Source organism: Pseudomonas sp. JE3303 (genome assembly GCF_056312565.1).
Map to the genome: position 1 here is coordinate 112,275 of NZ_JBWGIF010000009.1, position 24,275 is coordinate 136,549.

Here is a 24,275-nt window from a genome sequence, read left to right on the forward strand (position 1 = left end):
TCAAGATGCCCCGCCTGCTGTTCTGCGTGTTGCTGTCGATCTGCTGTGGCCCACTGCTGGCCGTCGAGCAGGCCCGCCCCAAGGTTGGCCTGGTACTCTCGGGTGGCGCTGCGCGCGGTCTTGCGCATATCGGCGTGCTCAAGGCGCTGGAGGAACAGGGCGTACGGATCGACGCCATCGCGGGCACCAGCATGGGCGCAGTGGTGGGCGGCTTGTATGCCTCGGGTTACAAGGTCGAAGAACTGGAGAAGCTGGCGCTGGAGATCGACTGGCAGCAGGCGCTGTCCGATGCCCCGCCGCGACGGGATGTGCCATTTCGGCGCAAGCAGGATGACCGCGATTTCCTGGTCAAGCAGAAGCTGAGCTTTCGCGACGATGGCAGCCTCGGCCTGCCGCTAGGGGTGATCCAGGGGCAGAACCTGGCACTGCTGCTGGAAAGCAAACTGGCCCATACCGCCGATACCCGCGACTTCGATCAATTGCCGATCCCGTTCCGAGCCGTGGCCACCGATATCGCCAGCGGCGAAAAGGTGGTGTTCCGCCGTGGCCACCTGCCCCAGGTCATCCGCGCCAGCATGTCGATCCCGGCAGTATTCGCCCCGGTCGAACTGGACGGTCGCCTGCTGGTCGATGGCGGCATGGTCGACAACATCCCGCTGGACGTGGTGCGCGAAATGGGGGTGGACGTGGCCATCGTGGTCGATATCGGCACGCCGCTGCGCACCCGCAAGCAGTTGGCGACCGTGGTCGATGTGCTCAACCAGTCGATCACGCTCATGACTCGGCGCAACTCCGAAGAGCAACTGGCCGCCGTGCGCAGTGACGACGTCCTCATCCAGCCCTCGCTCGCCAGCTACGGCTCGACCGACTTTGGCAGCGCGCGCGAGATGATCGAGGCGGGCTACCGGGCGACTCGCATTCTTGACGCGCGCCTGGCCGTGCTGCGTCAACCCGAAGGCGACAGCGAGCTGGCAGTGGCGCGCTCGCCACGCCAGCGCACGCCAGTGATCACCGCGATCAGGGTAGAGAACGACTCCAAGGTAAGCGACGACGTTATCCGCTACTACATCCGCCAGCCGGTGGGGGAGCCGCTGGAACTCGATCGCCTGCAGACCGACATGGGCACCTTGTACGGCCTGGATTATTTCGACCGGGTGCAATACCGCGTGGTGCACAAGGGTGATGACCACACGCTGGTGATCAACGCACGCGGCAAGCGCGGCGGCACCGACTACCTGCGCCTGGGCCTGAACCTGTCCGATGACATGCGAGGCGACAGCGCCTTCAACCTCGGCGCGAGCTACCGGGTGAATGGCATCAACAAGCTCGGGGCCGAGTGGCTGACCCGTGCGCAGATCGGTGACCAGCAGGAACTCTACAGCGAGTTCTACCAGCCGCTGGACACCGGCTCGCGCTACTTCATCGCGCCCTACCTGGACCTGGGATCGCAGAACATCGAAGCCACCCTGGACAATGATCCGGTTGCCGAGTACCGGCTCGAGCGCTATGGCTTTGGTCTCAACGTGGGGCGGCAGATCGGCACCTACGGTGAAGTGCGCCTGGGGGTTGGCAAGGCATGGGGCGAAGCCAACGTGCGCATTGGCGCCCAGGACCTGCCCAAGGTGAGCTTCAACGAAGGTTTCTACGACCTCAAGTATTCGTTCGACACGCTGGATAACGTCTACTTCCCACACAGCGGGGAAGACATCAGCCTGGCCGTGCGCCAATACGACAAGGCGCTGGACTCGGACTTCCGTTACCGGCAATGGGAATTCAACCTGGACAAGGCCATCAGCCACGGTGCCAATACCTGGGTACTGGGCGGACGCTATGGCCGCACGCTGGACGACGCACCGGTGGTGACTTCGAGCTTCGTCCTGGGTGGCGCCCGGCAGTTGTCAGGCTTTCGCCAGGACTCGGTGTCCGGGCAGAACATCAGCCTGATGCGGATTGTGTATTACCGCCGGCTGACCCCGCAGGCCTACCTGCCTCTGGACTTCCCGCTGTACCTGGGCGGCTCGCTGGAACGCGGGCGCGCCTGGAACAACGACAACGAGTTTGACAGTGGCTACATCAACGCGGCGAGTATCTTCCTCGGCATCGAGACACCGCTGGGGCCGCTCAACCTCAGCTATGGAGCCAACAGTGAGAACCAGAAGGCGATTTACCTGAACCTGGGGCACACGTTCTAGGCGTCAGGTCTTTTCGAGGTTGCCGAGAATCTTGGCATGCACCCGCATGCACACATCGAGATCGGCTTCGTCGACGCCCATGAACAGCTCCACGCGCAGCTCGTTGGCAATGGTCTCGATCTGGTCGATCAGCGGTTTGGCAGGCGGACACAGCAGGATTTTCTTCGCGCGCCGATCTTCAACCACCGCCTGGCGCCGGACCAGCCCCTGGCTCTCCAGGCTGTCGAGCAAGCGCGCCAACGTGGGGCCTTCGACGCCAACACTCTGGGCCAGCTCGCGCTGGGTCGGGGCCTCTTCAAAGCGGGCCAGATGCAGCAACACCAGCCAGCGCGCCTGGGACAGGTTCAGCCCGGCCAGGCGGCGGTCCAGCTCGGCACGCCAGCCGCGGGACATTTGCGCCAGCTGCATGCCGAAGCGGTGTTGGTTGTCGGTCAGGGGCATAAGCAACTCAATCAACGAAACTAATTATTAGCCAGCTAATCATGCCCCGGGCCATCAGGCAAGGCTTGCGCTCAAAGTTCGAACTCCGCGGCCAGCGCAGCGCGCACGCAATACAGCACGCCTTCTGGAACCCGCTTGCTGAACTGCTCGGCAATCGCCGAAACAGGCGGCAGCTCGCCCTCACCATCGAGGAAAGCGTCCTGGATCTCGGACAGCAGGTCTTCGGGCAGGTCCAGCGCCTGGTCCAGGCTCAGTTCCTGGCGGCCAAGTGACTCCGCCAGCAGGCTGTAGACGTTCTTCTCGCTGCAATCGAGCTGGCCGGCGATCTGCGCCGGGGTCATCCCGGCGCGGGCCAGGCTGATCAGTTCGTGGCGCAGATCGACCACCACCTTTGGCGTGTCGCCGCCACCGCCCAGCACTTCGAGGAAGGCCTGGCCGTAGCGCTCCAGCTTGCGTGCGCCGACGCCACTGACACGGCCCATCTCGCTGAGACTGGTCGGCTGGCTGCGCAACATCTCGAGCAAGGTCGAGTCGGGGAAGATGACATACGGCGGTACGCTGTGCTCTTCGGCCAGCTTGCGCCGCAAGGCGCGCAGCGCTTCCCACTGCTCGCGCTCCTCGCCCCGCACCAGCTGGCTGGCCGGGCTGCCGCCGGACGAGCCGGACCTGGACGAGGTCTGCGGCTTGAGGTCGCGCCGCAGTTGCAGGTTGACCTCGCCGCGCAGCAGCGGCCGACAGCTGTCGGACAGCCTCAGGCCTCCGTAGCCTTCAAGGTCGATGTCCACCAGCCCGCGGGCCACCAACTGGCGGAACAGCGACCGCCACTCGCTTTCAGCCATGGCCTTGCCGACGCCGAATACCGCCAGCTTGTCGTGGCCGAAATTGCGCACTTTCTCGGTATCGCGGCCCAGCAGCACGTCGACCAGATGGCCGACACCGTAACGCTGGCCGGTGCGGAACACCGCGGAAAGGCCCTGACGGGCGGGCTCGGTGGCGTCCCAGGTCTGTACCTGGTCGACGCAGTTGTCACAATGCCCGCAGGGTTGCTCGAGGATCTCGTCGAAATAGGCCAGCAGCGCCTGGCGGCGGCAGCGGGTTTCCTCGCAGAGGGCCAGCATGGCGTCGAGCTTGTGCTGCTCGATCCGCTTGTGCCGCTCGTCCCCCTCGGAGTTCTGCAGCATCTGCTTGAGCATCACCATGTCCTGCAGGCCGTAGGCCATCCAGGCGTCGGCGGGCAGGCCGTCACGGCCGGCGCGGCCGGTTTCCTGGTAGTAGGCCTCCAGCGACTTGGGCAGGTCGAGGTGGGCGACGAAGCGCACGTTTGGCTTGTCGATGCCCATGCCGAAGGCGATCGTGGCAACCATGATCAACCCTTCCTCGTTAAGGAAGCGCCGCTGGTTCGCCGCGCGCGTCTCGGCTGGCAGGCCCGCGTGATAGGGCAGTGCGGGGAAGCCCTGATCGCAGAGAAAGCTGGCGGTCTCGTCGACTTTCTTGCGCGACAGGCAGTAGACGATGCCCGCGTTGCCGCGGCGCTCGCCGAGAAACGCCAGCAATTGCTTGCGGGGCTGCTCCTTGGGCACGATGCGGTAGAAGATATTGGGCCGGTCGAAGCTCGACAGGAACCGCTCGGCGCCCTGCAGGTGCAGGCGGTTGACGATTTCCTCGCGGGTACGCATGTCGGCCGTGGCGGTCAGGGCGATGCGTGGAACATGCGGGAACAGCTCGGCCAGCTGGCCCAGTTGCAGGTACTCGGGGCGGAAATCATGCCCCCACTGCGAAACGCAATGCGCCTCGTCGATGGCGAACAGCGCGATGTCCAGATTGCGCAGGAAATCCAGCATGCGCGGCTGCACCAGGCGCTCGGGGGCCAGGTAGAGCATCTTGATCTCGCCACGGCGCAAGCGGTCGGCCAGCTCGCGCTGCTGGTCGTTGTTGAGCGTCGAGTTGAGCGCGGCGGCGGCCACGCCCAGTTCATCGAGGGTCGCTACCTGGTCGTCCATCAGCGCGATCAGCGGCGACACCACGACGGTCAGGCCAGGGCGCAGCAGGCCCGGCACCTGGAAGCACAGCGACTTGCCGCCGCCGGTGGGCATCAGCACCAGGGCGTCGCCGCCATTGGCCACGCATTCGATGATTGCCCCCTGGCGGCCACGGAAACTGTCGTAACCGAAGACATCCTTGAGAACGCGCTGAGCCTGTTCGAGCATAGAAACTCCAAAAAATCGCCGTGCCATCCTGAACACAGGCTGGACGAAAAACCCGTCTGCCGCCCTGACAAATGCGTAAGCGGTTTTTTCCAGGCCCCGGGCACCGCTGCCCCTGGCCGAAAACCGCGAAGTATACCCCACCCTGCCCCTGCACAGGACGCTTGGCGATAGGCGTCTTCCTTTGCATCGAACCGGCTGCAAGGTGCTAGAATTCACTATCGTTTATTCCCCAAGGTAGCCCTGTAATGTCCTTCGCCGAGCAATTGACCCGCCTGCAAGCCTTCCTCGACGCCGATGAGCTGCACGAAGAAGCGCTGGACTACGTTGCCGCCCACGGCTACCTGACCGCGCTGTCGATCTGTTCCGAAGACGTTCCGGAACGCGAATGGATCGACGCCCTCTTCGCCGAAGAGCCACATTACAACGACGATGCCCAGCGCCAGGAGATCGAGTCGACCCTGATCGCCCTGCAGGCGCACATCGCCCGCCAGCTGGCCAGCGATGAGGAATTCGAGCTGCCATGCGACCTCGACCTCACCGACGAGCCGGACGACTCCGAGCTGCGCGGCTGGTGCATCGGCTTCATGGAAGGCGTGTTCCTGCGTGAAGAAGCCTGGTTCGAGAACGCCGAAGAGGAAGTCAGCGAGATGCTGCTGCCGATCATGGTCGGCTCGGGCCTGTTCGACGAACAACCCGAGTTTGCCGATATCGCCAGCAACGCCAACCTGCAGGACGACATGATCGTGCAGATCCCTGAAGCACTGACTGCCTTGTACCTGCTGCTGCACGCGCCGGACGAGAAACCAGCACTGCTCAAGCCCCGCCATCACTGAGTGCGGCCGGTGCGTTACCTGCTGCTGGCCGTCGGCTGGCTCAGCGTGGCGCTGGGGGTGATCGGGATCTTCCTCCCGGTGCTGCCGACCACCCCCTTCCTGCTGCTGGCGGCTGCCTGCTTCGCCCGCAGCTCGCCCCGCTTTCACCACTGGCTGGTCACTCATCCGCGCTTGGGGCCGTGGATTCGTGACTACCTGAGCGGTGAAGGCATTCCCCTGAAGGGCAAGGTCTACGCCATCGGGTTGATGTGGATGAGTATCGGCCTGTCCTGCTACCTCGTGCCCCTTCCCTGGGCACGAGCCTTCATGCTGACCAGCGCGGTGCTGGTCACGGCGTATATCCTCAAGCAGAAGACCCTGCGCCGTTCGGACTGATCACTGGTCTCGCTTCGGGTGGCTTTTCCTAGACCACATCCACCTTCAACGATTGATCCCCCAGCATTCCGTTGATCAGGGTCGCCGTATCCTGACCGGCGGCGATAACCCCTCCTGCACCCGCCGTGACTCCGTAGTGCTGCGCCAGGTCGATACCAGCCAGGTCGATGGTCTGCGTCGGCGCCGCGCCGGCCACTGCGCTGACTTCGATGGTCGACACCACGCCACTGTCCCCAGTGCTGACCTTGAAGTGCAGGTAGTCATCCAGCGAGGTAGCGGTAGCGTTCTCGCCCTGCAGCAACTGCGAGAGATCAAGGTGATCAAGCCCCGGGGTGAAGTCGGTCACGAGGTCGTGTCCGCTATCGCCCTGCTGCCAGACAAACGTGTCGTTGCCGCTGCCACCGGCAAGCAAGTCATTGCCCGGGCCGCCGATCAGCAGATCGTCGCCATTGCCGCCGTACAAGCGGTCGTTGCCCTCCCCACCCACCAGCACGTCATGGCTGTCTCCCCCATCGAGCGTGTCATGTCCAGCACCGGCCAACAGCACGTCGTCTTCAGCGGTGCCGGCGAGCAGGCTGCCGGCCTGGAAGGTGATGTCGGCGCTGCCGGTACCCGCGCCGCTGAGGCCATCATCGGCGATATAGCTGCTGTGCAAGACCTCGTTCTCGGCGCTGGCGTAGTTGATCGTCAAGGTCAAGTGGTAGTCTTCGGCCGCATTGGCGTTGGGACCGCTTGTATTCATCTCGTTGGCCAGATGGAGGCTGTAGAGCCCATCATGGTCAGCAGTAAAGCTGCCCTTGTTGTCGATCTCATGGTAACTCCCCGCAGCATCCTTCCACTCCATCGACAGGTTACCGTCGGCATTCCCGTGCTGCAGCGTCAGGGTCTCGCCCTTGCTCAGAGGGACCGTCAGCAGGTCTTCGTCATGGGCATTGGCGTGGGTCACGGCCCTCAGATAGCCGGCCACCACCAACGCCGCCGTCATCGACCCGGAAGCGTCGACGAATGCGCTGCGAGGCAGGTCCCTGGACTGGTTGTAACTGGTGTTGCTGTAATCGCCAAAGTCGAGCACTGGCGTCTTGTCGCCGACGCTGAATCCTGCGCCTTTTGCGATGATTTTGATCGACAGCCCAGCGGTGCTGGTATCCCCATCATTGTCGCTGACAGTGAACAGGATGTTTTCCGAGCGGGTCGTGCCATTTTCCCTCGGCGGCGAGTAGGTGAACTCGCCGGTATCCATGTCCACCACCAGGCTGCTACCCAGGCTGGTCTTGATGTTGAAGTGATGTTCTCCACCGCCGGCATTCGGATCGTAGGAATAGGTGGTGCCGTCGACCTGCAGCGCCTTGATGAAGCCTCCATCGGCGCCGAAATGCCCGCCACTCATCAGGCTGCCGGTGATTGGCGCGCCCTGGACCGTCTCACTGAGCACTGCACTGAGCTGGTTGAGGTCGGTGACAACGATCGAACCGGTATCGGTGTGGGTGCTGCCGTCGAAGGCCAGCGGATCGAGGTTTTCGGCCTTGGCATCCGTACCCAGCCCGATGGCGTAGGACTTGATCATGGACTTGTCGAGGAAAGCTTCCCAGGCGTCCTCGCGAAGCGCGTTGAGCGCATGCCCTTGGGTCGGCTCACCGTCCGAGAAGAAGTAGGCAAGGTTCTGCGCGCCTGCCAGCTTGCCGGACGTGTCGAAGGCGCTTGCGGCCTTGGTAATCGCCGCATCGTAGTAGGTCGAGCCGTCGGCGCACAGGCCGCCGACGATGGACTTGGCCTGCGCCACGGACACCCAGACCGGCGATTGCTCTGCCGCGCCCGTGGCGAAGGTGACGATCTGGACCTTGACGTCACCCAGCTCGTCGTACTTGTCGAGCAGCGCATTGACCGCCTGTTTCGCCAGCTCCAGCCGGCTCAGGTTACCCACCCCGGACTTGAGGTTCATGCTCCCTGAGACGTCGATTACCAGCAACAGGTTGGAATCCACCTGGCCCGCGCTGACCGAGCGCTCGGCGCAGACGGCCTCGGGCACGTCATCGACGATGCGGATGGCAAGTGTGCTGGTACTGGTGTTGCCGAGCGAGTCGGTGGCCTTGTACGTGAAGAATTCAGTGACGATGTTAGCGCCATCGTCTGCGCCACCTGGCGTCTTGGGTGCCGAGGTGAGTATATAGGTATAGCCGCCGTTGGCATCGAGCTGAAGCTGTCCATGGCTGCCGGTGGCGCCGCCGACCAGGCTGTAGGTCAGCGCGCCCACGCCGCCTGCGACTGATCCCACCAGCGAGCCGGAAGCAGCCTCCCCCGTCGAGCCTGGATCGCTGCCCAGGCCAAGCGCTTTCTCGTAGACGATGACCTCATTGTCCGGGCTTGCAATGGGCGAGCAGTCATGGACGTTGATGCGGATGGTGGTAGTGCTCTCGTCGCCGTCCGCATCCCGGATCGTGTAGACGAACACGTCGGTGGCGCCTGGGCCTGCAACGCTGTCCGGACGGGCCTTATAGACCGCATTGCCCTTGGCATCCAGGATCAGTGAGCCGTACTGGCCGGCCACCTGAGTACCGAGCGAGCCGATGGCGGAGGTCGAGGTGTCGGAACCCGCCCGTATCCCGACGACATGGTTGCCGCTAGCAAGAATATCGGCGCCGACCACGTCATTCTCAAGCACATTGCCCCTGACCGTACCCCCTTCGGCAACGGCCGCCACGTCGCAGTGAGCCCGGGGAACGTCATCGACGACGTTGATCCTGATCGTGGTGGTGCTCTCGTCCCCGTCCGCGTCGCGGATCGTGTAGACGAACACATCGGTAGCGCCAGCGGGCGCCACGCTGTCGGGGTTGGCGATGTAGACCGCATTGCCCTGGGCATCGAGCGTGAGGGAGCCATACTGGCCAACGACGCTGGTTCCGAGCAAGCCATTGGCCGAGGTCGAGGTGTCGGACCCGGCGCGCACGCCCACCACAAAGTTGCCGTTGCCCGGCACATCGGCGCCGATCACATCATTGACCAGCACGTTGCCGCTGACGGTGCCACCTTCGTAGACGTTGGCGAAGTCGCTGTAGGCCTGTGGCACGTCGTCGACGATGTTGATCACGATAGTGCTGGTGGTGGTATTGCCCAGCGAATCCTTCACCTGATAAGTGAAACGCTCGCTCAGGGTATCAGCGCCGTCACTGGCGTTGTCCTGGGACCGTGGTGCGGAAGTCAGGGTGTAGGTATAGGTCCCATCGCTGTTGAGTTGCAGTTGACCATACTGGCCGACGCCGTTGCCGACGACGCTGTAGGTCAACGCGCCAATACCGCCAGTGACCGCGCCTGCCAGGGTGCCGGAGGCGGTTTCACCGGTTGAGTCCGGATCGCTGCCCTGGACCGTGCCCGCTGCGAGGTCGTTGCCGTCCTTGATCAGGTCCAGCGACTTCTCGTACACCGTGACGTCGCTGTCCGGCGACGCGACCAGCGAGCTGCCGGTCACGTCGAGGGTGATGGTGGTGGTGCTCTCATCACCGTCCGTGTCCCGGATCGTGTAGACGAACACATCAGTGGCACCCGCTGGCGCCGCCGTATTGGGGTTGGCTTGATAGCGCGCGTTACCTGCCGAGTCGATCGTCAGGGTGCCGTACTGGCCGACAACGGTGGTGTTCACCGAGCCAATGGCCGAGGTCGAGGTGTCGGAGCCAGCGCGCACGCCAACCACCACGTTGCCGGTTCCGGCCTGGTCGGCGCCGAGCACATCGTTGAGCAGGACATTGCCGCTGACGGTGCCGCCCTCGATCACACTCGCCTGGTCCGCCCTTGCCTCGGGCACGTCGTCGACGATGTTGATGTCCAGGCTGCCAGTGGCAGCGCTGCCGTCCGTATCGATGGCGATTACCTCGAAGCTCTCGCCCAGACTGTTGTTGCCTTCGGAGTTGGGGTGCGCTTCATTGCCGGTCAGGGTAAAGCTGTAGGTCACCACACCCGTGGCGGCGTTATAGCTGTTGATCGTCAAGGTGCTGCCTGGCGCAGTGGTGATGGACTGCGGCAGGCCCGCCGCTACACCTCCGCTGACCACACTGATCCCGCCGATGCTCAACGCCTGCAGGCCATCCGGCGCCACCACGGTGAAGGTGCCGCTCTGGGTCAGCGCGGCGGTATTGGGGCTGCTGCCATCGGCGAGGTTCTTCTCGTGGACGGTCAGTTCACCGCCATCGACCTGCAGGCCCACAAGGGTGACAGGGTTGTTCGGATCGACTGGGTCTACCGGGTCTACCGGGTCCACCGGGTCCACCGGATCCACCGGATCCATCGGGTCCACCGGGTCCACCGGGTCCACCGGGTCCACCGGGTCCACCGGGTCCACCGGACCCACCGGGTCTATCGGATCAATTGGATTTACTGGATCTACCGGACCTACAGGATTTCCAGGATCCACCGGATCAACTGGTCTACCCGGCTCAGGCTCGAGGACTGGCAATGACGGCGCAGCGTTGCGGCCATTGACCAGGCCGATGTAGTCGTTGGTCAACTCCGGAATGTTGCTGAAGCCTGAAGTTGGGAAGCCGATCAAGGGATCGACGTGTCCGCCCACCTCAGTCAGCAGCACAAAGGAGTGGCCACCCCCCAGGCCTCCAGGCTCTCCGCCCTTCCCTTGCCCTGCCGCCGGGGCTTCGGCCTCCTCACTCGGATCGGCACCGGCGGTTATGGCCTGCTGCAGACGCTCGACATCAGCGAGCTGCTCCTGGCTGGGCGTGAGCGCCTCGTCCGTGAGTACTCGGCCTGCGCGGTTGGCAAGCAGGCCGGGAGTCAGCTCCAGGCTGCTGCCACGGCCCAAGGTCAGCTCCGCGCCATTGTCCAGGTGCACTGCCACGGCGCCAGCGGCGCCTGTTTCAAGCTGCTCCCCGGCAAACAGCCGATCGCCTTCAACCAGGAGTCGGCGCACGCCATCGCTGCCTACCGCGAACACCTGGCCAATCACCTTGCTGACCACACCGACGAACTTTGCCATGAGCGCACGTCTCCATTGCCTGGAAGATTCCTTGCACGTCAGGTGCGCTGATTGGTAGAGCCAGTGGATAGAAAATCGGAAAGAGGCCAGCCCATTACCGCCAATTAAATGTCGCCAATTTCCAGATTGCCATCATCCTCTCCGCCACATCCATGCCCCATGCTGCAAAAAATTGGGAACTTTCTTAAATGCCCGCAAAATCGCATTGTTGCGCGGCTCCTGCAGACAACTTATTAGAACAATGTCGCGGATTTCTTAGACGGCATAAGTTTTTTTCCGCATAGTATCTATGACAAAAACATCTTAGCTTGACCGTTAAATGTTCTTAGCTCTGTTGTTACAAACCTGAGACGGTTTGACTCTTATATTTCGTCATTTTCTTGACGAACGCAGGAACCTTTTGAGACCAGGGAGAAGTACCCCATGCGCGTTTTGACCCCAATCACCAGTGCGATTCTCTTGGCAGTGGCGAGCGCCGGTGCACAAGCGATGTCCATTACCGAGGCTATTCAAAACGCCGTGGACCAGCACCCGGAAGTGCATTCCAACCGCAACAGCCGCCTTTCGGCGGACGAAGATGTGAAATTTGCCCGTGGTGGATACTTTCCTACGGTCGACTTGGTCGCCGGCTACGGACGCCAGCGCTCGGACAACGTCAACACCCGCGGCTTCAACGCCGATGGCACCCGCAGCCATAACAAGGAAACCCTGAACTACACGCAATCCGAGTTGCGCCTGCGGCAGATGCTGTTCGACGGCTTCAACACCTCCAACGAAGTCGGCCGCACCGAAGCGGTAGTCAACTCGCGTGCCTACTACACCCAGGCAATCGCCCAGGACGTTGCCCTGCGCACCATCGAGGTCTACCTCGAAGTGCTCAAGCGCCGTGAACTGGTGACGTTGGCCAGGAACAACCTGCAAGCGCACCTGCGTGTCAATGACCAGATCGGCCTGCGCAGCGAGCGCGGCGTCGGCAGCACCGCCGACCTTGACCAGTCCCGCGCGCGCCGCGCCCTGGCGGAAAACAACCTGGACACCGCAGAAGTCGACCTGGCCGATGCCGAAGCCAACTTCTTCAGCGTGGTGAGCCGCATGCCCGATGAGCTGGAAACCCCGGTGACCATCCAGGGCGAGCTGCCTGCGAACCTGGTCGATGCACGCCAGGGCATGCTTGAAAACAACCCGTACCTCAAGTCCGCCCAAGCGGATGTACAGGCCGCGGAGCAGCAGTACCAGGTCGCCAAGTCGCCGTTCTACCCGCGCGTGGATGCCGTGCTGGCCACTGGCGCCAACAACAACACCGGTGGTGAGCGTGGGCACAGCAACAACGACTGGCAGGCCGGCGTCGAGCTCAGCTACAACCTGTTCCGCGGCGGCAGCGACAAGGCCCGCCTGGAATCGGACGCACACAAGATCAACCAGGCCATGGACATCCGCAACAACGCCCTGCGCACGCTCAATGAAAACCTGAGCCTGTCCTGGAACGCCATGACCAACGCCCGCAAGCAGACTCCGAGCGCCCGCGAGTACGCCGACACCACGACTCGCGTGCGGGCGGCATACCAGGACCAGTTCGGACTTGGCCAACGCACCCTGCTCGACGTGCTCGACAGCGAAAACGAGCTGTACAACGCAAACCGCCGCTACACCGAGGTGCGTTACCTGGAGGAGTACTCCATGTACCGGGTGCTGGCCAACATGGGCGAGCTGCTGAGCAAACAGCGCATCACCCTGCCGACGGAGGCAGTTGCCCAGAGCGAAGTGCGCAGTGAGGCGCGGTTGCCCGACATGCGTTGATCCTTTCCCGCGGCAGGAGCAGGCCATCGTGACCAGTATGCAAACGCCAGACTCGGCCGCGGAACCGCGCCTGAGCTTCGATGATCCGCTGCTTGATGGCCTGTTGATCCTGTGCAAGCTGCACGGCTGCCCGGTGAGCCGGGCGAGCCTGGGCAGCGGCCTGCCCCTGGCCAACCAGCGGCTGGGCCTCGACCTGCTGCCTCGTGCGGCGGCCCGTGCCGGGCTGCAGGCACGCGTCTTGCGCCGTGAACTGGGCGCCATCTCGGCAATGAACCTGCCCGTGCTGCTGTTGCTCAAGGACGGGAAATCGGCGGTGCTGCGCCGCTGGAGCGATGATGACCGCGCGCTGATCCTGCCCTGTGAGGCCGAAGGCGGTGAGCAATGGGTCAGCCGCCAGGAGCTTGCCGAGGCCTATGCCGGGCACGCCCTGTTTGCACGCCCGAGGCATTCGCTCGAGGAGCTGCGCAGCCCCCTGCTGCCCAGGGTAAACGCCTGGTTCCGCGACACCCTCAAACTTTCCCGCTGGCTGTACAGCGATGCGCTGCTGGCGAGCCTCCTGATCAACCTGCTCGGGCTGATGGTCCCGCTGTTCGTCATGCAGACCTACGATCGCGTGGTGCCCAACCAGGCGCTCTCGACCCTGTGGGTACTGGTCATCGGCCTGTTCATAGGCACTACCTTCGAGCTGGTGCTGCGGGTGGTCCGTGCACACCTGCTTGACCAGGCGGGCAAGAAGACCGACCTGATTCTTTCCGCGACGCTGTTCGAGCGCATCACCGGCATGTCGATGACGGCCCGTCCTACCACCATCGGTGGCTTCGCCCAGAGCATCCACGACTTCCAAGGCCTTCGCGAATTTCTAACCGCCGTGACCCTGACAAGCATCATCGACCTGCCCTTCGTGGTACTCATGCTGGTGGTCGTCGGCCTGCTAGGCGGCTGGCTGGTGGTGATCCCACTGCTCGCCTTTCCGCTGACCCTGTGCTTTGCACTGATCATCCAGATGCGCCTGCGCGACACCGTGCAGAAAAGCCTGAGCCTCGGCGCGGTGCGCCAGGCGCTGCTGATCGAGACCCTCGGCGGACTGGAGACGCTCAAGGCCTGTGGCGCCGAAAGCGAGCGCCAGTATCACTGGGAGCACACCAACGGCGCGCTGGCCCGCCTCGATGCCCACGCCCGCAACCTATCTGCCATGGCCACCAATGGCACGCTGTTCATCCAGCAGTTCTGCGGCATGGCGATCATCGTCGCCGGGGTCTACAGCATCATCGCGGGCAACCTCAGCGTTGGCGCCCTCGTCGCCAGCTACATGCTCGGTAGCCGGGTGCTGGCGCCGCTTGGCCAGGTGGCCGGGTTGATCACCCGCTACCAGCAAGCACAACTGACCATGCGCAGCACCGATGCGTTGATGGCCCTGCCGCAGGAACGCCGGGCCGAGCAACAGGCGCTGGAGCACACCCAGCTGAAGGGCGGGCTTGAGGTCAGCCATGTCAGCTTCCGCTATGCCGGGCAGAACGCCCCGGCACTCAATGACATCAGCTTTGCGGTCAAACCTGGCGAGCGCATCGGCATCATCGGCCGCAGCGGGTCGGGCAAGAGCACCCTGGCGCGGCTTCTGATGGGCTTCTATCACCCGGACGAAGGCCAGTTGTTGCTGGACAATCTCGACCTTCGCCAGCTGGACATCGCCGACCTGCGCAGCCAGGTGGGCTACGTCGCCCACGACCTGCCGCTGCTGGCCGGCAGCCTGCGCGACAACCTCACGCTGGGCGCCCGTTATGTCAGCGATGCCCGCATGCTGGAAGTGGCCGAGCTTGCCGGGGTGAGCGAACTCGCCCGGCAACATCCGCAAGGTTTCGACCGTCCGGTGGGCGAGCGTGGCCAGCTGCTCTCGGGCGGCCAGCGCCAGGCTGTGCTGCTGGCCCGGGCGATGCTGCTGGAACCGCCGATCGTGATTCTCGATGAACCCACCAGCCACATGGACAACAGCAGTGAAGACCAGCTGCGCCAGCGCCTGCATGCCTGGGTGCCGGGCAAGACCCTGCTGCTGGTGACCCACCGCACTTCGATGCTCAGCCTGGTCGACCGCCTGCTGGTGCTGGACAACGGCAAGATCGTCGCCGACGGTCCCAAGGACGCGGTCATCGGCGCCCTGCGCAAGGGCCGCGTGGGCGCGGCCCTCTAGGAGTTCAGCATGTCCTTCAGCCATGGCGTACGCAGTGACATCAAGAGCTCGGGCAAGAGGGCCGAGCGCGACTACATGCCGGAGCTCGCGGGCGCCACCCTGCAGGATTCGCCGCGCCTTTCGCGAGTGACCGTGTGGCTGGCCGCGGCCCTGCTGCTGGTGGCGCTGGTCTGGGCGAACTTCGCCGTGCTCGACGAAGTGACCATGGGCGAAGGCAAGGCCATCCCGTCGAGCAAGGTGCAGGTGGTGCAAAACCTCGAAGGCGGTATCGTCACCGAGATCTTCGTGCGTGAAGGCCAGATGGTGAACAAGGGCGACACCCTGCTGCGGCTGGATGACACACGTTTTCGCTCCAACAAGGGCGAGAGCGAGGCCGATCGCTACGCCTTGAGCGCCCAGGTTGCGCGCCTGTCGGCGGAGGCCGAGGGCCGGCCCTTCGAGCTGGACGACGAAATACGCAGCAAGGCTCCGCAGGTGGCCGAGGACGAGATCGCCTTGTACCAGTCGCGCCTGCGCCGCCTGAACAGCGAGAAAAAGACCCTCAACGAACAGCTGCGCCAGAAGAGCCAGGAGCTGGCCGAGTTCCGCTCCAAGGTGGAGCAGTACCGCTCCGCGATGGCGCTGCTGCAGCAGGAGCTGAACATGTCGACCCCCTTGGTGGGTACCGGCGCCATCTCACCCGTGGAGATCCTGCGGCTCAAGCAGCGCACGGTCGAAGCCCGCGGCCAGCTCAATGCCACCAGCCTTGCCATCCCCCGCGCCGAGGCAGCGGCGGCCGAGATCAGGAGCAAGATCGAAGAGTCAGACGCGGGTTTTCGCTCCGAGGCGGCCACGGAGCTGAACGACAAGCGCACCGAGCTCTCGAAACTCACCGCGACCAGCATTGCCATCGATGACCGGGTGACCCGCACCACGGTGCAGTCGCCCGTACGTGGCATCATCAAGATGCTCAAGGTCAACACCATTGGCGGCGTCGTGCAGCCCGGCAGCGACCTGGTGGAGATCGTGCCGATCGAGGACAACCTGCTGATCGAAGCCAAGGTCCGCCCGCAGGACGTGGCATTCCTGCACCCCGGCCAGACGGCGATGGTCAAGTTCAGTGCCTACGACTACACCATCTATGGCGGGCTCAAGGCCAAGCTTGAGCTGATCGGCGCCGACACCGTCACGGATGACAAGGGCAATGCCTTCTACCTGATCCAGGTGCGCACCGACAGGAACCACCTGGGGGGTGACAACAAGCCGTTGCTGATCATCCCCGGCATGACAGCGACAGTCGACATCATCACCGGGCAGAAGAGCGTACTGGACTACCTGCTCAAGCCAGTGCTCAAGGCCCGGACCGAGGCGATGCGCGAGCGGTGATTCAACGCGGAGCGCCCGTGTGATTACGCTCGAACGTTTCTCGGCCCATGGCTTTGATCTGCCCTTCGATCAACGCATCGAACGGCCTCAGGAGCTCATCGAACGGGGCCGGGGCTTCGAGCACATTCAACGCCTGCACGACCGCTTCCAGCGTCGACAGGGCCCCCTCCTCCGGCGCCTTGCGCAGTCGGTAGCGCGAGGGCCGGACCTGACCGAGCGAGACGCGCGGCAAGGCCTGGAGCGGCGGATTGAGGTAGAGCAGCTTGCGCGCCTTGCGCCAGGTGCCGTCGGGGACAATCAGCAACAACGGCAATGGCTCGCTGGGGCCGTAGGGCTCCAAGGCCTGCGCCTCTTCTCCAGGAAACAACAGCGCCGGCCGGTATCCGGGCGTCGCCAGCAGCTCCGGCAAGTCTTCAAACAGCTCGCCAACCCGCAGCTCGGCATTCACCAGCCCAAGGGCCGCCAGACGCGCGGTATTGAGGGCATGCCCGGTTTCGCTGGGATGCTGCAACAGCACCACGCGCGTGCGGCTGTCGAGCTGGGGAATCAGCGGGCAAAGGCAATGGTCTTGCGGGCGCTGGCAGCGCTCGCAACGGGCTCTGGACATGATGGTCTCCTGATCGGCGCCGCTCAGGCGCCATTGAGCTGCGTCTTGAGCAGGTCACGGAAAGTCTGGATCAACGGCTCGCGGCTGCGTCCACGGCGGATGATCATGGAAAATGGCGCTTGATAGCCAAACGTCGCCGGTGACAGCACCCTCAAGTCGCCCTTGTCGACCCAGGCGTGGGCGTAATGCTCGGGCAAGTAGCCGATGTAGGCGCCAGACAGCACCAGGATCAACTGCGCCTCCATGCTCTCGACCGTCGCGGCGCTGTGCTTGAAACCATGTCGCGCAAGCTCCGCCTGGCTCCAATATCCCCGGCCGACCATGCGCTGCTGGGTGATGACCTGCTCCGGGATACGCCGCTCGGCGAACAGCGGGTGGCGCGAACTGCAGTACAGCCAGTGCTGCTCGCGGTACAACGGCTGGTAGACCAGCCCGCTCATGCGCGTCGAGAACGCGCCGATGGCCAGGTCCAGGCGGTTGTCCTGCACACCCAGCTGCAGCTCGTAGGGACTGGAAACCGACAGGTGCAGGTGCACCGCCGGGTGTTCGAGGCTGTAGGCACCGATCGCCTCGGCCAGCGGCAAGGCCCGGTCACCTACGGTGGAATCGATCACCCCAAGATTCAGCGTGCCGCGCAACTCGCCCTTGAGCGCCGCGGCATATTGCTCGAAGCCATCCATCTCTGCCAGCAGGCGCAGGGTTTCCTGATGGAACAGCTCGCCCTTGCTGGTCAGGCTGAAACCACCCCGCCCGCGGTGGCACAGCACGATGCCGAGCGCCGCTTCGAGCTGGCTCATGTAGGTGCTGATGGCCGAGGTCGACAGGTTGAGCTCGCGCTGGGCATTGGCGAACCCCTGGTGGCGCACCACGCTGACGAAGATGCGCAGCAGTTTCAGGTCGGGCAAGGCAGAGGCCATGGACAACGGTTCCAGTGGATGCAAGTGGCCGGATTCTAACCGCACCCGGGCATTAGTTCAGAAAAACCTGAAGTAAGTATTTGCCGGCAGCGATTCCTCCCGGGCACTACCTTTTGCAGACTTGGCCGCAATGACCCTGTCCGCCGCCAGCGTGCGCCAGCGAAGCGCACCCAGGCACAGGTTCGAACAACCAGAACAATCGACTGATGAGGCCCACCGTGGACAAGATTCTTCACCAACCACTGGGCGGCAACGAAATGCCGCGTTTCGGCGGCATCGCCACCATGCTGCGCCTGCCACACCTGCAAAGCGCCGAAGGCCTGGACGCCGCCTTCATCGGCGTGCCACTGGACATCGGCACCTCGCTGCGCTCCGGCACCCGCTTCGGCCCGCGGCAGATCCGCGCCGAGTCGGTGATGATCCGCCCCTACAACATGGCCACGGGCGCCGCGCCGTTCGACTCGCTGTCGATCGCCGATATCGGCGACGTGGCAATCAACACCTTCAACCTGCTGGACGCCGTGCGCATCATCGAGGAGGCCTACGACGAGATCGTCGAGCACAACGTCATCCCGCTGACCCTGGGCGGCGACCACACCATCACCCTGCCCATCCTGCGCGCGCTGCACAAGAAGCATGGCAAGATCGGCCTGGTCCACATCGACGCCCATGCCGACGTCAACGATCACATGTTCGGTGAGAAGATCGCCCACGGCACCACCTTCCGCCGCGCCGTGGAAGAAGGCCTGCTGGACTGCGACAGGGTGGTGCAGATCGGCCTGCGCGCCCAGGGCTACACCGCGGACGACTTCAACTGGAGCCGCCGCCAGGGCTTCCGCGTGGTCCAGGCCGAAGATTGCTGGCACAAATCGCTGACGCCGTTGATGGCCGAAGTGCGCGAGAAGGTCGGCGGTGGCCCGGTGTACCTGTCGTTCGACATCGACGGCATCGACCCGGCCTGGGCACCGGGCACCGGCACTCCGGAAATCGGCGGCTTGACCACCATCCAGGCCATGGAGATCATCCGCGGCTGCCAGGGCCTCGACCTGATCGGTTGCGACCTGGTCGAAGTCTCGCCCCCCTACGACACCACCGGCAACACTTCGCTGCTGGGCGCCAACCTGCTGTTCGAGATGCTCTGCGTGCTGCCGGGCGTTGCGCATCGCTGACCCTAGGGTTCAGGAGCGGTAATCCAGGCAGGAGCCTTCAGGCAGGGTCGCGGTGACGACCCGCCAGACCTACCAGACCGACGGGCAGCGGTGACTGTCCGGATGGTCGATCTCACATAATAAAGATAAAGCGGAGACACCCCATGGCCTTGGACATATTCGTAGTACTGATCTACGCCGCAGGCATGCTCGGCCTCGGCTGGTACGGCATGCGCCGCGCAAAGACCCATGAAGACTACCTGGTGGCCGGCCGCAACCTCGGCCCGACCCTGTACATGGGCACCATGGCCACCACCGTGCTGGGCGGTGCCTCTACCGTCGGTACCGTGCGCCTGGGCTACGTCCATGGGATTTCGGGTTTCTGGCTGTGCGCCGCGCTGGGCCTGGGCATCATCGCGCTCAACCTGTTCCTGGCCAAGCCCCTGCTGCGCCTGCGCATCTTCACAGTGACCCAGGTGCTGGAACGTCGCTACAACCCCATGGCGCGCCAAGCTAGTGCAGCGATCATGCTGGCCTACGCGTTGATGATCGGGGTGACCTCGACCCTGGCCATGGGCACCGTGCTGCAGGTCCTGCTCGACCTGCCCTTCTGGCTGTCGCTGGTGCTTGGCGGCGGCGTGGTGGTGATCTACTCGACCATCGGCGGCATGTGGTCGCTGACCCTCACCGACATTGTCCAGTTCGTGATCAAGACCGTCGGCCTGATGTTCATCCTGCTGCCGGTGTGCCTCTACAAGGTCGGCGGCTGGGACCAACTGGTCGCCAAGCTGCCCGAGTCGAGCTTCCAGCTGACCACCATCGGCTGGGACACCATCATCACGTACTTCCTGATCTACTTCTTCGGCATCCTGATCGGCCAGGACATCTGGCAGCGGGTGTTCACCGCGCGGGACGAGAAAGTCGCCCAGCGCGCCGGCACCACCGCGGGCATCTACTGCGTGTTCTACGGCCTGGCCTGTGCCTTGATCGGCATGGCTGCGCATGTGCTGATGCCTGATCTTGCCAACCCGAACAATGCCTTCGCCGAAATGATCAAGAGCACCTTGCCGGATGGCATCCGTGGGCTGCTGATGGCGGCCGCGCTGGCGGCGATGATGTCGACCGCCAGTGCCGGGCTGCTTGCGGCGTCCACCACGCTGACCGAAGACCTGTTGCCCAAGCTGCGCGGCGGCAAGCAGTCGAGCCTGGGCATCAATCGCCTGTTCACCTTGCTGACGGGCCTGGTGGTATTGGGCATCGCCCTGGCGGTGAATGATGTGATCAGTGCGCTGACCCTGGCCTATAACCTGCTGGTCGGCGGCATGCTGGTCCCGCTGATCGGGGCCATCTTCTGGAAACGCGCTACCACGGCAGGGGCGATCACCAGCATGAGCCTGGGCTTTGTAACGGTGCTGTTCTTCATGCTCAAGGATGGGCTCGAGGCCAACACGCCGATCTACTACAGCCTGTCAGCCGGTCTGGTGAGCTTTGTATTGGTAAGCCTGTGCTCGCGCCGCCCAGTGGGCGCCGTGAACCTGGCCTGAGGCCTGCACAAAAAGGCCGCTGCATCCGAAAGGGTGCGGCGGCTTTGTTACATTCAGCGGCGTCGTGGTTGACGTTTACGCTCTTCGTCGGTGGGGATCGGCACCGGCTGCAACGGTGGCGGGATCAAGCCCAGCGCGACGGCGAGGTCGTGGAGCCAGTTGTACATGTCGTTTTTCATAGTGCCCCCTTTACGGGTCAGCCTCACGGCAAATCAATCCGGCGATGCTTCATACAGATCATAGACCGATGTCCTGTATTGCGCATGCCACTATTCCTACAGATGTGTGCGAGTTTGCCGCGTTTCAATCCGTTTAGGGGACTTCCGACGGTTGGTTTACTGTTTCACCTTGTTGCCAGGCTGATCGATAATCAGCCCAGCACCTTGCGCAGCCGCTGCCGCACCCATGGTTCTGCGCTGACCATGATCACCCCCAACAGCACAAGGACCGCGCCGAATACAAAGTTCCAGCTCAACGGTTCACCGAGCAGCAACACGCCAAAGGTCACCCCGAACAACGGAGTGATGAAGGAGAAGACTGCCAGGTTCGAGGCCAGGTACTGGCGCAGCAGCCAGAACCAGGTGAGGTAGCTGAAGAACGACACAACCAGGCCCTGGAACAGCACGCTGCTGATCGACAATGTCGTCAGGGTGACCATCCCGATCTGCCCCGTGAGCAGTGCAATCAGCAGCAGGCCGACGAAACCGACCATCAACTGGTAGAACAAGGTCAGCGTTGCCGGTGCTTCCGAAAGCCGCGAGCCGCGTACCACTACGGTCGTCGCACCCCAGGCAAGGCCCGCCAGAACGCCGAATGCATCGCCGAGGAGGGTCCGGCCGTCCAGGTGGTCCAGCGACAGTCCCCCGGCAAACGCCAGCGCAATGCCGATGAAGGCCAGCAGGATCCCTAGCCACTGCAACGTCCGCAGCCGTTCGCTGGGCAGCATGAAGTGCAGGCCGAGCGCAGTGAATACCGGCGCGGTATAGAGAAACACGGACATGTGCGCCGCCGAGGTCAGCTTCAGGCCCTCGGCTATGAACAGGAACTCCAGGCCGAACAACGCGCCTGCCAGCAATCCGCCCCGCCATGTGTTACCCACCTGATCCCAACCGCCGCGCCAGCAGATGAGCACTCCCACGAGCACCGCGGCGATGCCGGAGCGCAATGCCGCCTGCATCACTGGCGCGATGTCCACCGCGGCCCACTTGATCATTACCTGCTGACTGCCCCAGATCAGGCACAGCAACAGCATCACTTGCAAGGCAAAGGCGTCGGTATTCTTGCGGGTCACGCTCATGGGCGTGCCCCTTGTGTCATCGAAGGCATGGGCAAGGCTCGGCAGTGAAAATGGATCCAGCGCCGATTATCCCGTTCCGCGCCCTGCCCTTGCCAGCCTAAATTGCCCCGTGGGCAATCTGCGGCTTGGCCGAGACCCGGTCGAAGGTTGCCTCATCCAGGGCATCTTCCTGGTCATCGAGCACCTGGCGTGGATGTGCTTCACCCGGGATGCTGCTGTCGATCAGGCTCAACAGCCGCGAGCCGCGCTGGGTCAGCACGAAGTTTTCACCATTGCCGCCGTCCTGTTCAGGACGGGTTTCGATGAAGCCGCGCTCGAACAGCAGTTTCTCGTAGTCGCAGGCTTGGGACTTCAGGTGGTCCAGATCGCCAACCGGCTCGCCCTGCGCCGCTTGCGCGGCGGCGTGCTGCTCGGCATAGGGGCGCGGGGTGAAGCTGTGACCGGCGCCGTTCTGCACTTCGTGCAGCAAGCGTTCGATCAGGTCCCAGTCGTAGTGGCTCATGGAGATGGGCTCCTGCTGTGATCGGATGGGGACTACACAGGTGGGACTGGTGGGAGGGGGAAAGCGTTCCGGCGGATCATGCTCGACTTCCGTTACCTTGAACACCGGCATACGGAGTTCAGCATGTTGAAAGAAGTTGTCATCCAGTTCAGGGATGTCGGACATATCGATGTCATGGTCTTCCTGACTGGCGAGGCGGCCCCACTGAGTGTTTGTAGCGTTTGGCATAGCGCGGTGTCCTGGATATGTCGCAGGTGAGTAAATGCGTGGAGCGCTTTGAGTGTTTCAGGCATCCACGCATCTTCTGGACTTGTCTAGCGCACAGGCCCCGTCATCATCCCGTGCGTGACATCCTCGACCAGCGCTTTCGCCATGCCGCTCAGGTAATGAGCGCCCCAGACCAGGATATCGTCCCGCTCGACCCCGGCTTGCAGGGTCATCCGGTAGACGCAGTCCAGCAGGACCGAGGCCTGTTCGAGGGCATATTCGGCGTCGTGGCCTGGGGCGACCTTGAACAGGCGGTCGCTGATGCAGCCGCCAATGCCTTCGCCGAAGGTGCCTACGCCGGTGGTCTTATAGTGGTTGGTTTTTCCAGTCATACATTTCTCCAGCCCGTAGGGATGACCCTGTGGGAGCGGCCTTGTGCCGCGATCGGGCGCGAAGCGGCCGCAGAACGACTGGCTCGGTTCGCCAGCTCTAGCGCATCGCTTGAAGTACGGCCGCTCCGCGCCCGATCGCGGCACAAGGCCGCTCCCACAAAGGTTTGTGCTGTTGCCACTACTGATGTGCTAGTGCCGTGACTGCACTTGCTCAACGCCATTTCAACCAGCACATGCGCGCGGTCGATCTGGTGCATCGTTGCCAGGATCAGAAGTTGCCCAGGGGGCTGGGGACTGACCACCATCGTCTGATGGGCGACGGTCGAGGCGCAGGCCAGGTACTCGGAGGTCTGGATGAGGATGTCTTCCAGGGAGTGGTTTTCGTGGTGCGGTGGGTCGGGGACGATCTTTAACATTGCGTGACTCCGATATCGATGGGAGCTACCACGTCATGCTGTCAAACAAATGGTGGCAGCCATACGCGGGTTGACAGACCGAGGATATCGGAACTCGGCGCACCGAAGTGCCCCACGTACGGCCGCCAGGAAACGACGCACATATGGTCCGAAAATCAGGAATCGGTCTGTCAAAACCGGTCGTTGATGAGCAACGACTGGTCGAGACTAGGACGCGAAACGGACCATTGCAACGACTTAAGGGCTGTAACAGTATCTTTGGGAAATGGACTACAAGGAATAGGGAAAGTCTGAAGTTTTCCTATTGAATGGACAGATCAGCCACGGCCTTCCTGACCCCGATGATTACTTCTCAGCACAACCACACTGAGCGGCGGTTCGACGTCCCGACTTGCCCGCGATGCGCCGCGCGGGGCGTGCGCTTGGGCCTTGTGGCGCCGCACAGATCGAGCGCCGCCCGCGCGGCGCTTCGCGGGACAAGCCTGCAGTCCACACCGTGTCGTTTCAGATGAACCAACCACCGTTAGCAGGCATCCACCGTCTACCATCTCATCGAGGCCTAGCCCATGAAACCCCTGCTGCCCCTGACCCTCGCCCTCACCGCCAGCCTGTTCAGCGCCCTGCCCGCCTGGGCCTGCACGCTTGAAGAGGCCACGCAGAAACGCGAAGAGCTGGCCAAGCTGGTCACGCAGCTTACAGAGCAGAACCCGCAGAAGGCGAAGGAAATAAACGAGGAACTACAGGGGATGAAGCTCGACAGCGCGAGCAAGGACTTGCCGGACAAATGCCAGCTGATAGACCGCAGGTTGCAGGAGCTGAAGGAAGCAGAGAAGAAAACCTGAAGCCAGCTCCCGGGGGAGCTGGCCGCCCAGGGC

The 24,275-nt window shown here is 63.4% G+C and carries 19 protein-coding genes; 9 read left to right on the forward strand and 10 right to left on the reverse strand.

The window, feature by feature from the left end; translation table 11 throughout:
* Nucleotides 1-5: 5 nt before the first annotated feature.
* Nucleotides 6-2,192 carry a patatin-like phospholipase family protein gene (locus AC0ZZU_RS14480; protein WP_476341592.1) on the forward strand — a complete coding sequence of 729 codons (2,187 nt, stop codon included), beginning with the start codon at nt 6-8 and terminating at the stop codon, nt 2,190-2,192.
* Between the two features lie 3 nt (nt 2,193-2,195).
* Here the strand turns inward: AC0ZZU_RS14480 and AC0ZZU_RS14485 are convergent, their stop codons facing one another.
* Both AC0ZZU_RS14485 and recQ read right to left on the reverse strand, forming a co-directional pair.
* Nucleotides 2,196-2,633: a MarR family transcriptional regulator gene (locus AC0ZZU_RS14485; protein WP_476341594.1), complete on the reverse strand. Its 438-nt coding sequence runs from the start codon at nt 2,631-2,633 to the stop codon at nt 2,196-2,198.
* A gap of 71 nt (nt 2,634-2,704) precedes the next feature.
* Nucleotides 2,705-4,840 (reverse strand): DNA helicase RecQ, encoded by a 2,136-nt coding sequence (recQ, locus tag AC0ZZU_RS14490; protein WP_476341595.1) that lies wholly within the window; start codon nt 4,838-4,840, stop codon nt 2,705-2,707.
* A 245-nt stretch (nt 4,841-5,085) separates the two neighbouring features.
* Here recQ and AC0ZZU_RS14495 point away from each other — a divergent pair, with 245 nt between their 5' ends.
* Both AC0ZZU_RS14495 and AC0ZZU_RS14500 read left to right on the forward strand, forming a co-directional pair.
* Entirely contained in the window at nt 5,086-5,673 is a 588-nt protein-coding gene (locus AC0ZZU_RS14495; RefSeq protein WP_476341596.1) for a UPF0149 family protein, read from the forward strand.
* 9 nt (nt 5,674-5,682) lie between these two features.
* A complete protein-coding gene (locus tag AC0ZZU_RS14500; protein ID WP_158462145.1) occupies nt 5,683-6,048 on the forward strand; it encodes a YbaN family protein in 366 nt (121 codons plus the stop codon).
* Between the two features lie 28 nt (nt 6,049-6,076).
* On the opposite strand, the gene AC0ZZU_RS14505 is transcribed toward AC0ZZU_RS14500, so the two are convergent.
* Nucleotides 6,077-11,023, reverse strand: a complete 4,947-nt coding sequence (locus AC0ZZU_RS14505; RefSeq protein ID WP_476341598.1) for a retention module-containing protein — start codon at nt 11,021-11,023, stop codon at nt 6,077-6,079.
* Nucleotides 11,024-11,446: 423 nt separating this feature from the next.
* Between AC0ZZU_RS14505 and AC0ZZU_RS14510 the strand changes: the two genes are divergently transcribed.
* The 3 genes from AC0ZZU_RS14510 to AC0ZZU_RS14520 are packed head-to-tail and all read left to right on the forward strand — an operon-like array spanning nt 11,447 to nt 16,370.
* Nucleotides 11,447-12,820, forward strand: a complete 1,374-nt coding sequence (locus tag AC0ZZU_RS14510; protein ID WP_476341600.1) for a TolC family outer membrane protein — start codon at nt 11,447-11,449, stop codon at nt 12,818-12,820.
* 37 nt (nt 12,821-12,857) lie between these two features.
* Entirely contained in the window at nt 12,858-15,005 is a 2,148-nt protein-coding gene (locus AC0ZZU_RS14515; RefSeq protein WP_476341786.1) for a type I secretion system permease/ATPase, read from the forward strand.
* Nucleotides 15,006-15,014: 9 nt separating this feature from the next.
* Nucleotides 15,015-16,370: an HlyD family type I secretion periplasmic adaptor subunit gene (locus tag AC0ZZU_RS14520; protein WP_476341602.1), complete on the forward strand. Its 1,356-nt coding sequence runs from the start codon at nt 15,015-15,017 to the stop codon at nt 16,368-16,370.
* 1 nt (nt 16,371) lies between these two features.
* Here the strand turns inward: AC0ZZU_RS14520 and AC0ZZU_RS14525 are convergent, their stop codons facing one another.
* Entirely contained in the window at nt 16,372-16,977 is a 606-nt protein-coding gene (locus AC0ZZU_RS14525; RefSeq protein ID WP_476341603.1) for a tRNA-uridine aminocarboxypropyltransferase, read from the reverse strand.
* A 23-nt stretch (nt 16,978-17,000) separates the two neighbouring features.
* Nucleotides 17,001-17,894 (reverse strand): LysR family transcriptional regulator, encoded by an 894-nt coding sequence (locus AC0ZZU_RS14530; RefSeq protein ID WP_158464976.1) that lies wholly within the window; start codon nt 17,892-17,894, stop codon nt 17,001-17,003.
* 218 nt (nt 17,895-18,112) lie between these two features.
* Here AC0ZZU_RS14530 and speB point away from each other — a divergent pair, with 218 nt between their 5' ends.
* Both speB and AC0ZZU_RS14540 read left to right on the forward strand, forming a co-directional pair.
* Complete coding sequence (gene speB / locus AC0ZZU_RS14535; RefSeq protein ID WP_476341604.1) at nt 18,113-19,063, forward strand: agmatinase; 951 nt, start codon at nt 18,113-18,115, stop codon at nt 19,061-19,063.
* Between the two features lie 143 nt (nt 19,064-19,206).
* On the forward strand, nt 19,207-20,586 hold the full coding sequence (locus tag AC0ZZU_RS14540; protein ID WP_476341606.1) for a sodium:solute symporter family protein: 1,380 nt from the start codon (nt 19,207-19,209) through the stop codon (nt 20,584-20,586).
* A gap of 53 nt (nt 20,587-20,639) precedes the next feature.
* Here the strand turns inward: AC0ZZU_RS14540 and AC0ZZU_RS14545 are convergent, their stop codons facing one another.
* The 5 genes from AC0ZZU_RS14545 to AC0ZZU_RS14565 all read right to left on the reverse strand — a co-directional run bounded on the left by AC0ZZU_RS14545 (nt 20,640) and on the right by AC0ZZU_RS14565 (nt 23,400).
* Complete coding sequence (locus AC0ZZU_RS14545) at nt 20,640-20,765, reverse strand: PA1414 family protein (protein WP_257604619.1); 126 nt, start codon at nt 20,763-20,765, stop codon at nt 20,640-20,642.
* A 191-nt stretch (nt 20,766-20,956) separates the two neighbouring features.
* The gene (locus tag AC0ZZU_RS14550; protein WP_476341608.1) at nt 20,957-21,883 is read right to left on the reverse strand and encodes a DMT family transporter; all 927 of its coding nucleotides are present in this window, start codon (nt 21,881-21,883) and stop codon (nt 20,957-20,959) included.
* A gap of 97 nt (nt 21,884-21,980) precedes the next feature.
* A complete protein-coding gene (locus AC0ZZU_RS14555) occupies nt 21,981-22,385 on the reverse strand; it encodes a transcriptional regulator (protein WP_158462076.1) in 405 nt (134 codons plus the stop codon).
* A gap of 314 nt (nt 22,386-22,699) precedes the next feature.
* The gene (locus AC0ZZU_RS14560) at nt 22,700-22,984 is read right to left on the reverse strand and encodes a DUF3077 domain-containing protein (protein ID WP_476341609.1); all 285 of its coding nucleotides are present in this window, start codon (nt 22,982-22,984) and stop codon (nt 22,700-22,702) included.
* Nucleotides 22,981-23,400, reverse strand: coding sequence for a hypothetical protein (locus tag AC0ZZU_RS14565; RefSeq protein WP_476341610.1), 420 nt, complete (start codon nt 23,398-23,400; stop codon nt 22,981-22,983). The genes AC0ZZU_RS14560 and AC0ZZU_RS14565 overlap by 4 nt, the downstream gene beginning before the upstream one ends.
* Nucleotides 23,401-23,966: 566 nt before the next feature.
* Here AC0ZZU_RS14565 and AC0ZZU_RS14570 point away from each other — a divergent pair.
* Complete coding sequence (locus AC0ZZU_RS14570) at nt 23,967-24,242, forward strand: hypothetical protein (RefSeq protein WP_476341612.1); 276 nt, start codon at nt 23,967-23,969, stop codon at nt 24,240-24,242.
* Nucleotides 24,243-24,275: the final 33 nt, after the last annotated feature.

Coding starts and splice junctions, on each gene's coding strand:
- AC0ZZU_RS14480 (WP_476341592.1), top strand. CDS start 6: ATGCCCCGCCTGCTGTTCTGCGTGTTGCTGTCGATCTGCTGTGGCCCA.
- AC0ZZU_RS14485 (WP_476341594.1), bottom strand. CDS start 2,633: ATGCCCCTGACCGACAACCAACACCGCTTCGGCATGCAGCTGGCGCAA.
- recQ (WP_476341595.1), bottom strand. CDS start 4,840: ATGCTCGAACAGGCTCAGCGCGTTCTCAAGGATGTCTTCGGTTACGAC.
- AC0ZZU_RS14495 (WP_476341596.1), top strand. CDS start 5,086: ATGTCCTTCGCCGAGCAATTGACCCGCCTGCAAGCCTTCCTCGACGCC.
- AC0ZZU_RS14505 (WP_476341598.1), bottom strand. CDS start 11,023: ATGGCAAAGTTCGTCGGTGTGGTCAGCAAGGTGATTGGCCAGGTGTTC.
- AC0ZZU_RS14510 (WP_476341600.1), top strand. CDS start 11,447: ATGCGCGTTTTGACCCCAATCACCAGTGCGATTCTCTTGGCAGTGGCG.
- AC0ZZU_RS14515 (WP_476341786.1), top strand. CDS start 12,858: ATGCAAACGCCAGACTCGGCCGCGGAACCGCGCCTGAGCTTCGATGAT.
- AC0ZZU_RS14520 (WP_476341602.1), top strand. CDS start 15,015: ATGTCCTTCAGCCATGGCGTACGCAGTGACATCAAGAGCTCGGGCAAG.
- AC0ZZU_RS14525 (WP_476341603.1), bottom strand. CDS start 16,977: ATGTCCAGAGCCCGTTGCGAGCGCTGCCAGCGCCCGCAAGACCATTGC.
- AC0ZZU_RS14530 (WP_158464976.1), bottom strand. CDS start 17,894: ATGGCCTCTGCCTTGCCCGACCTGAAACTGCTGCGCATCTTCGTCAGC.
- AC0ZZU_RS14540 (WP_476341606.1), top strand. CDS start 19,207: ATGGCCTTGGACATATTCGTAGTACTGATCTACGCCGCAGGCATGCTC.
- AC0ZZU_RS14545 (WP_257604619.1), bottom strand. CDS start 20,765: ATGAAAAACGACATGTACAACTGGCTCCACGACCTCGCCGTCGCGCTG.
- AC0ZZU_RS14550 (WP_476341608.1), bottom strand. CDS start 21,883: ATGAGCGTGACCCGCAAGAATACCGACGCCTTTGCCTTGCAAGTGATG.
- AC0ZZU_RS14555 (WP_158462076.1), bottom strand. CDS start 22,385: ATGAGCCACTACGACTGGGACCTGATCGAACGCTTGCTGCACGAAGTG.
- AC0ZZU_RS14560 (WP_476341609.1), bottom strand. CDS start 22,984: ATGACTGGAAAAACCAACCACTATAAGACCACCGGCGTAGGCACCTTC.
- AC0ZZU_RS14565 (WP_476341610.1), bottom strand. CDS start 23,400: ATGTTAAAGATCGTCCCCGACCCACCGCACCACGAAAACCACTCCCTG.
- AC0ZZU_RS14570 (WP_476341612.1), top strand. CDS start 23,967: ATGAAACCCCTGCTGCCCCTGACCCTCGCCCTCACCGCCAGCCTGTTC.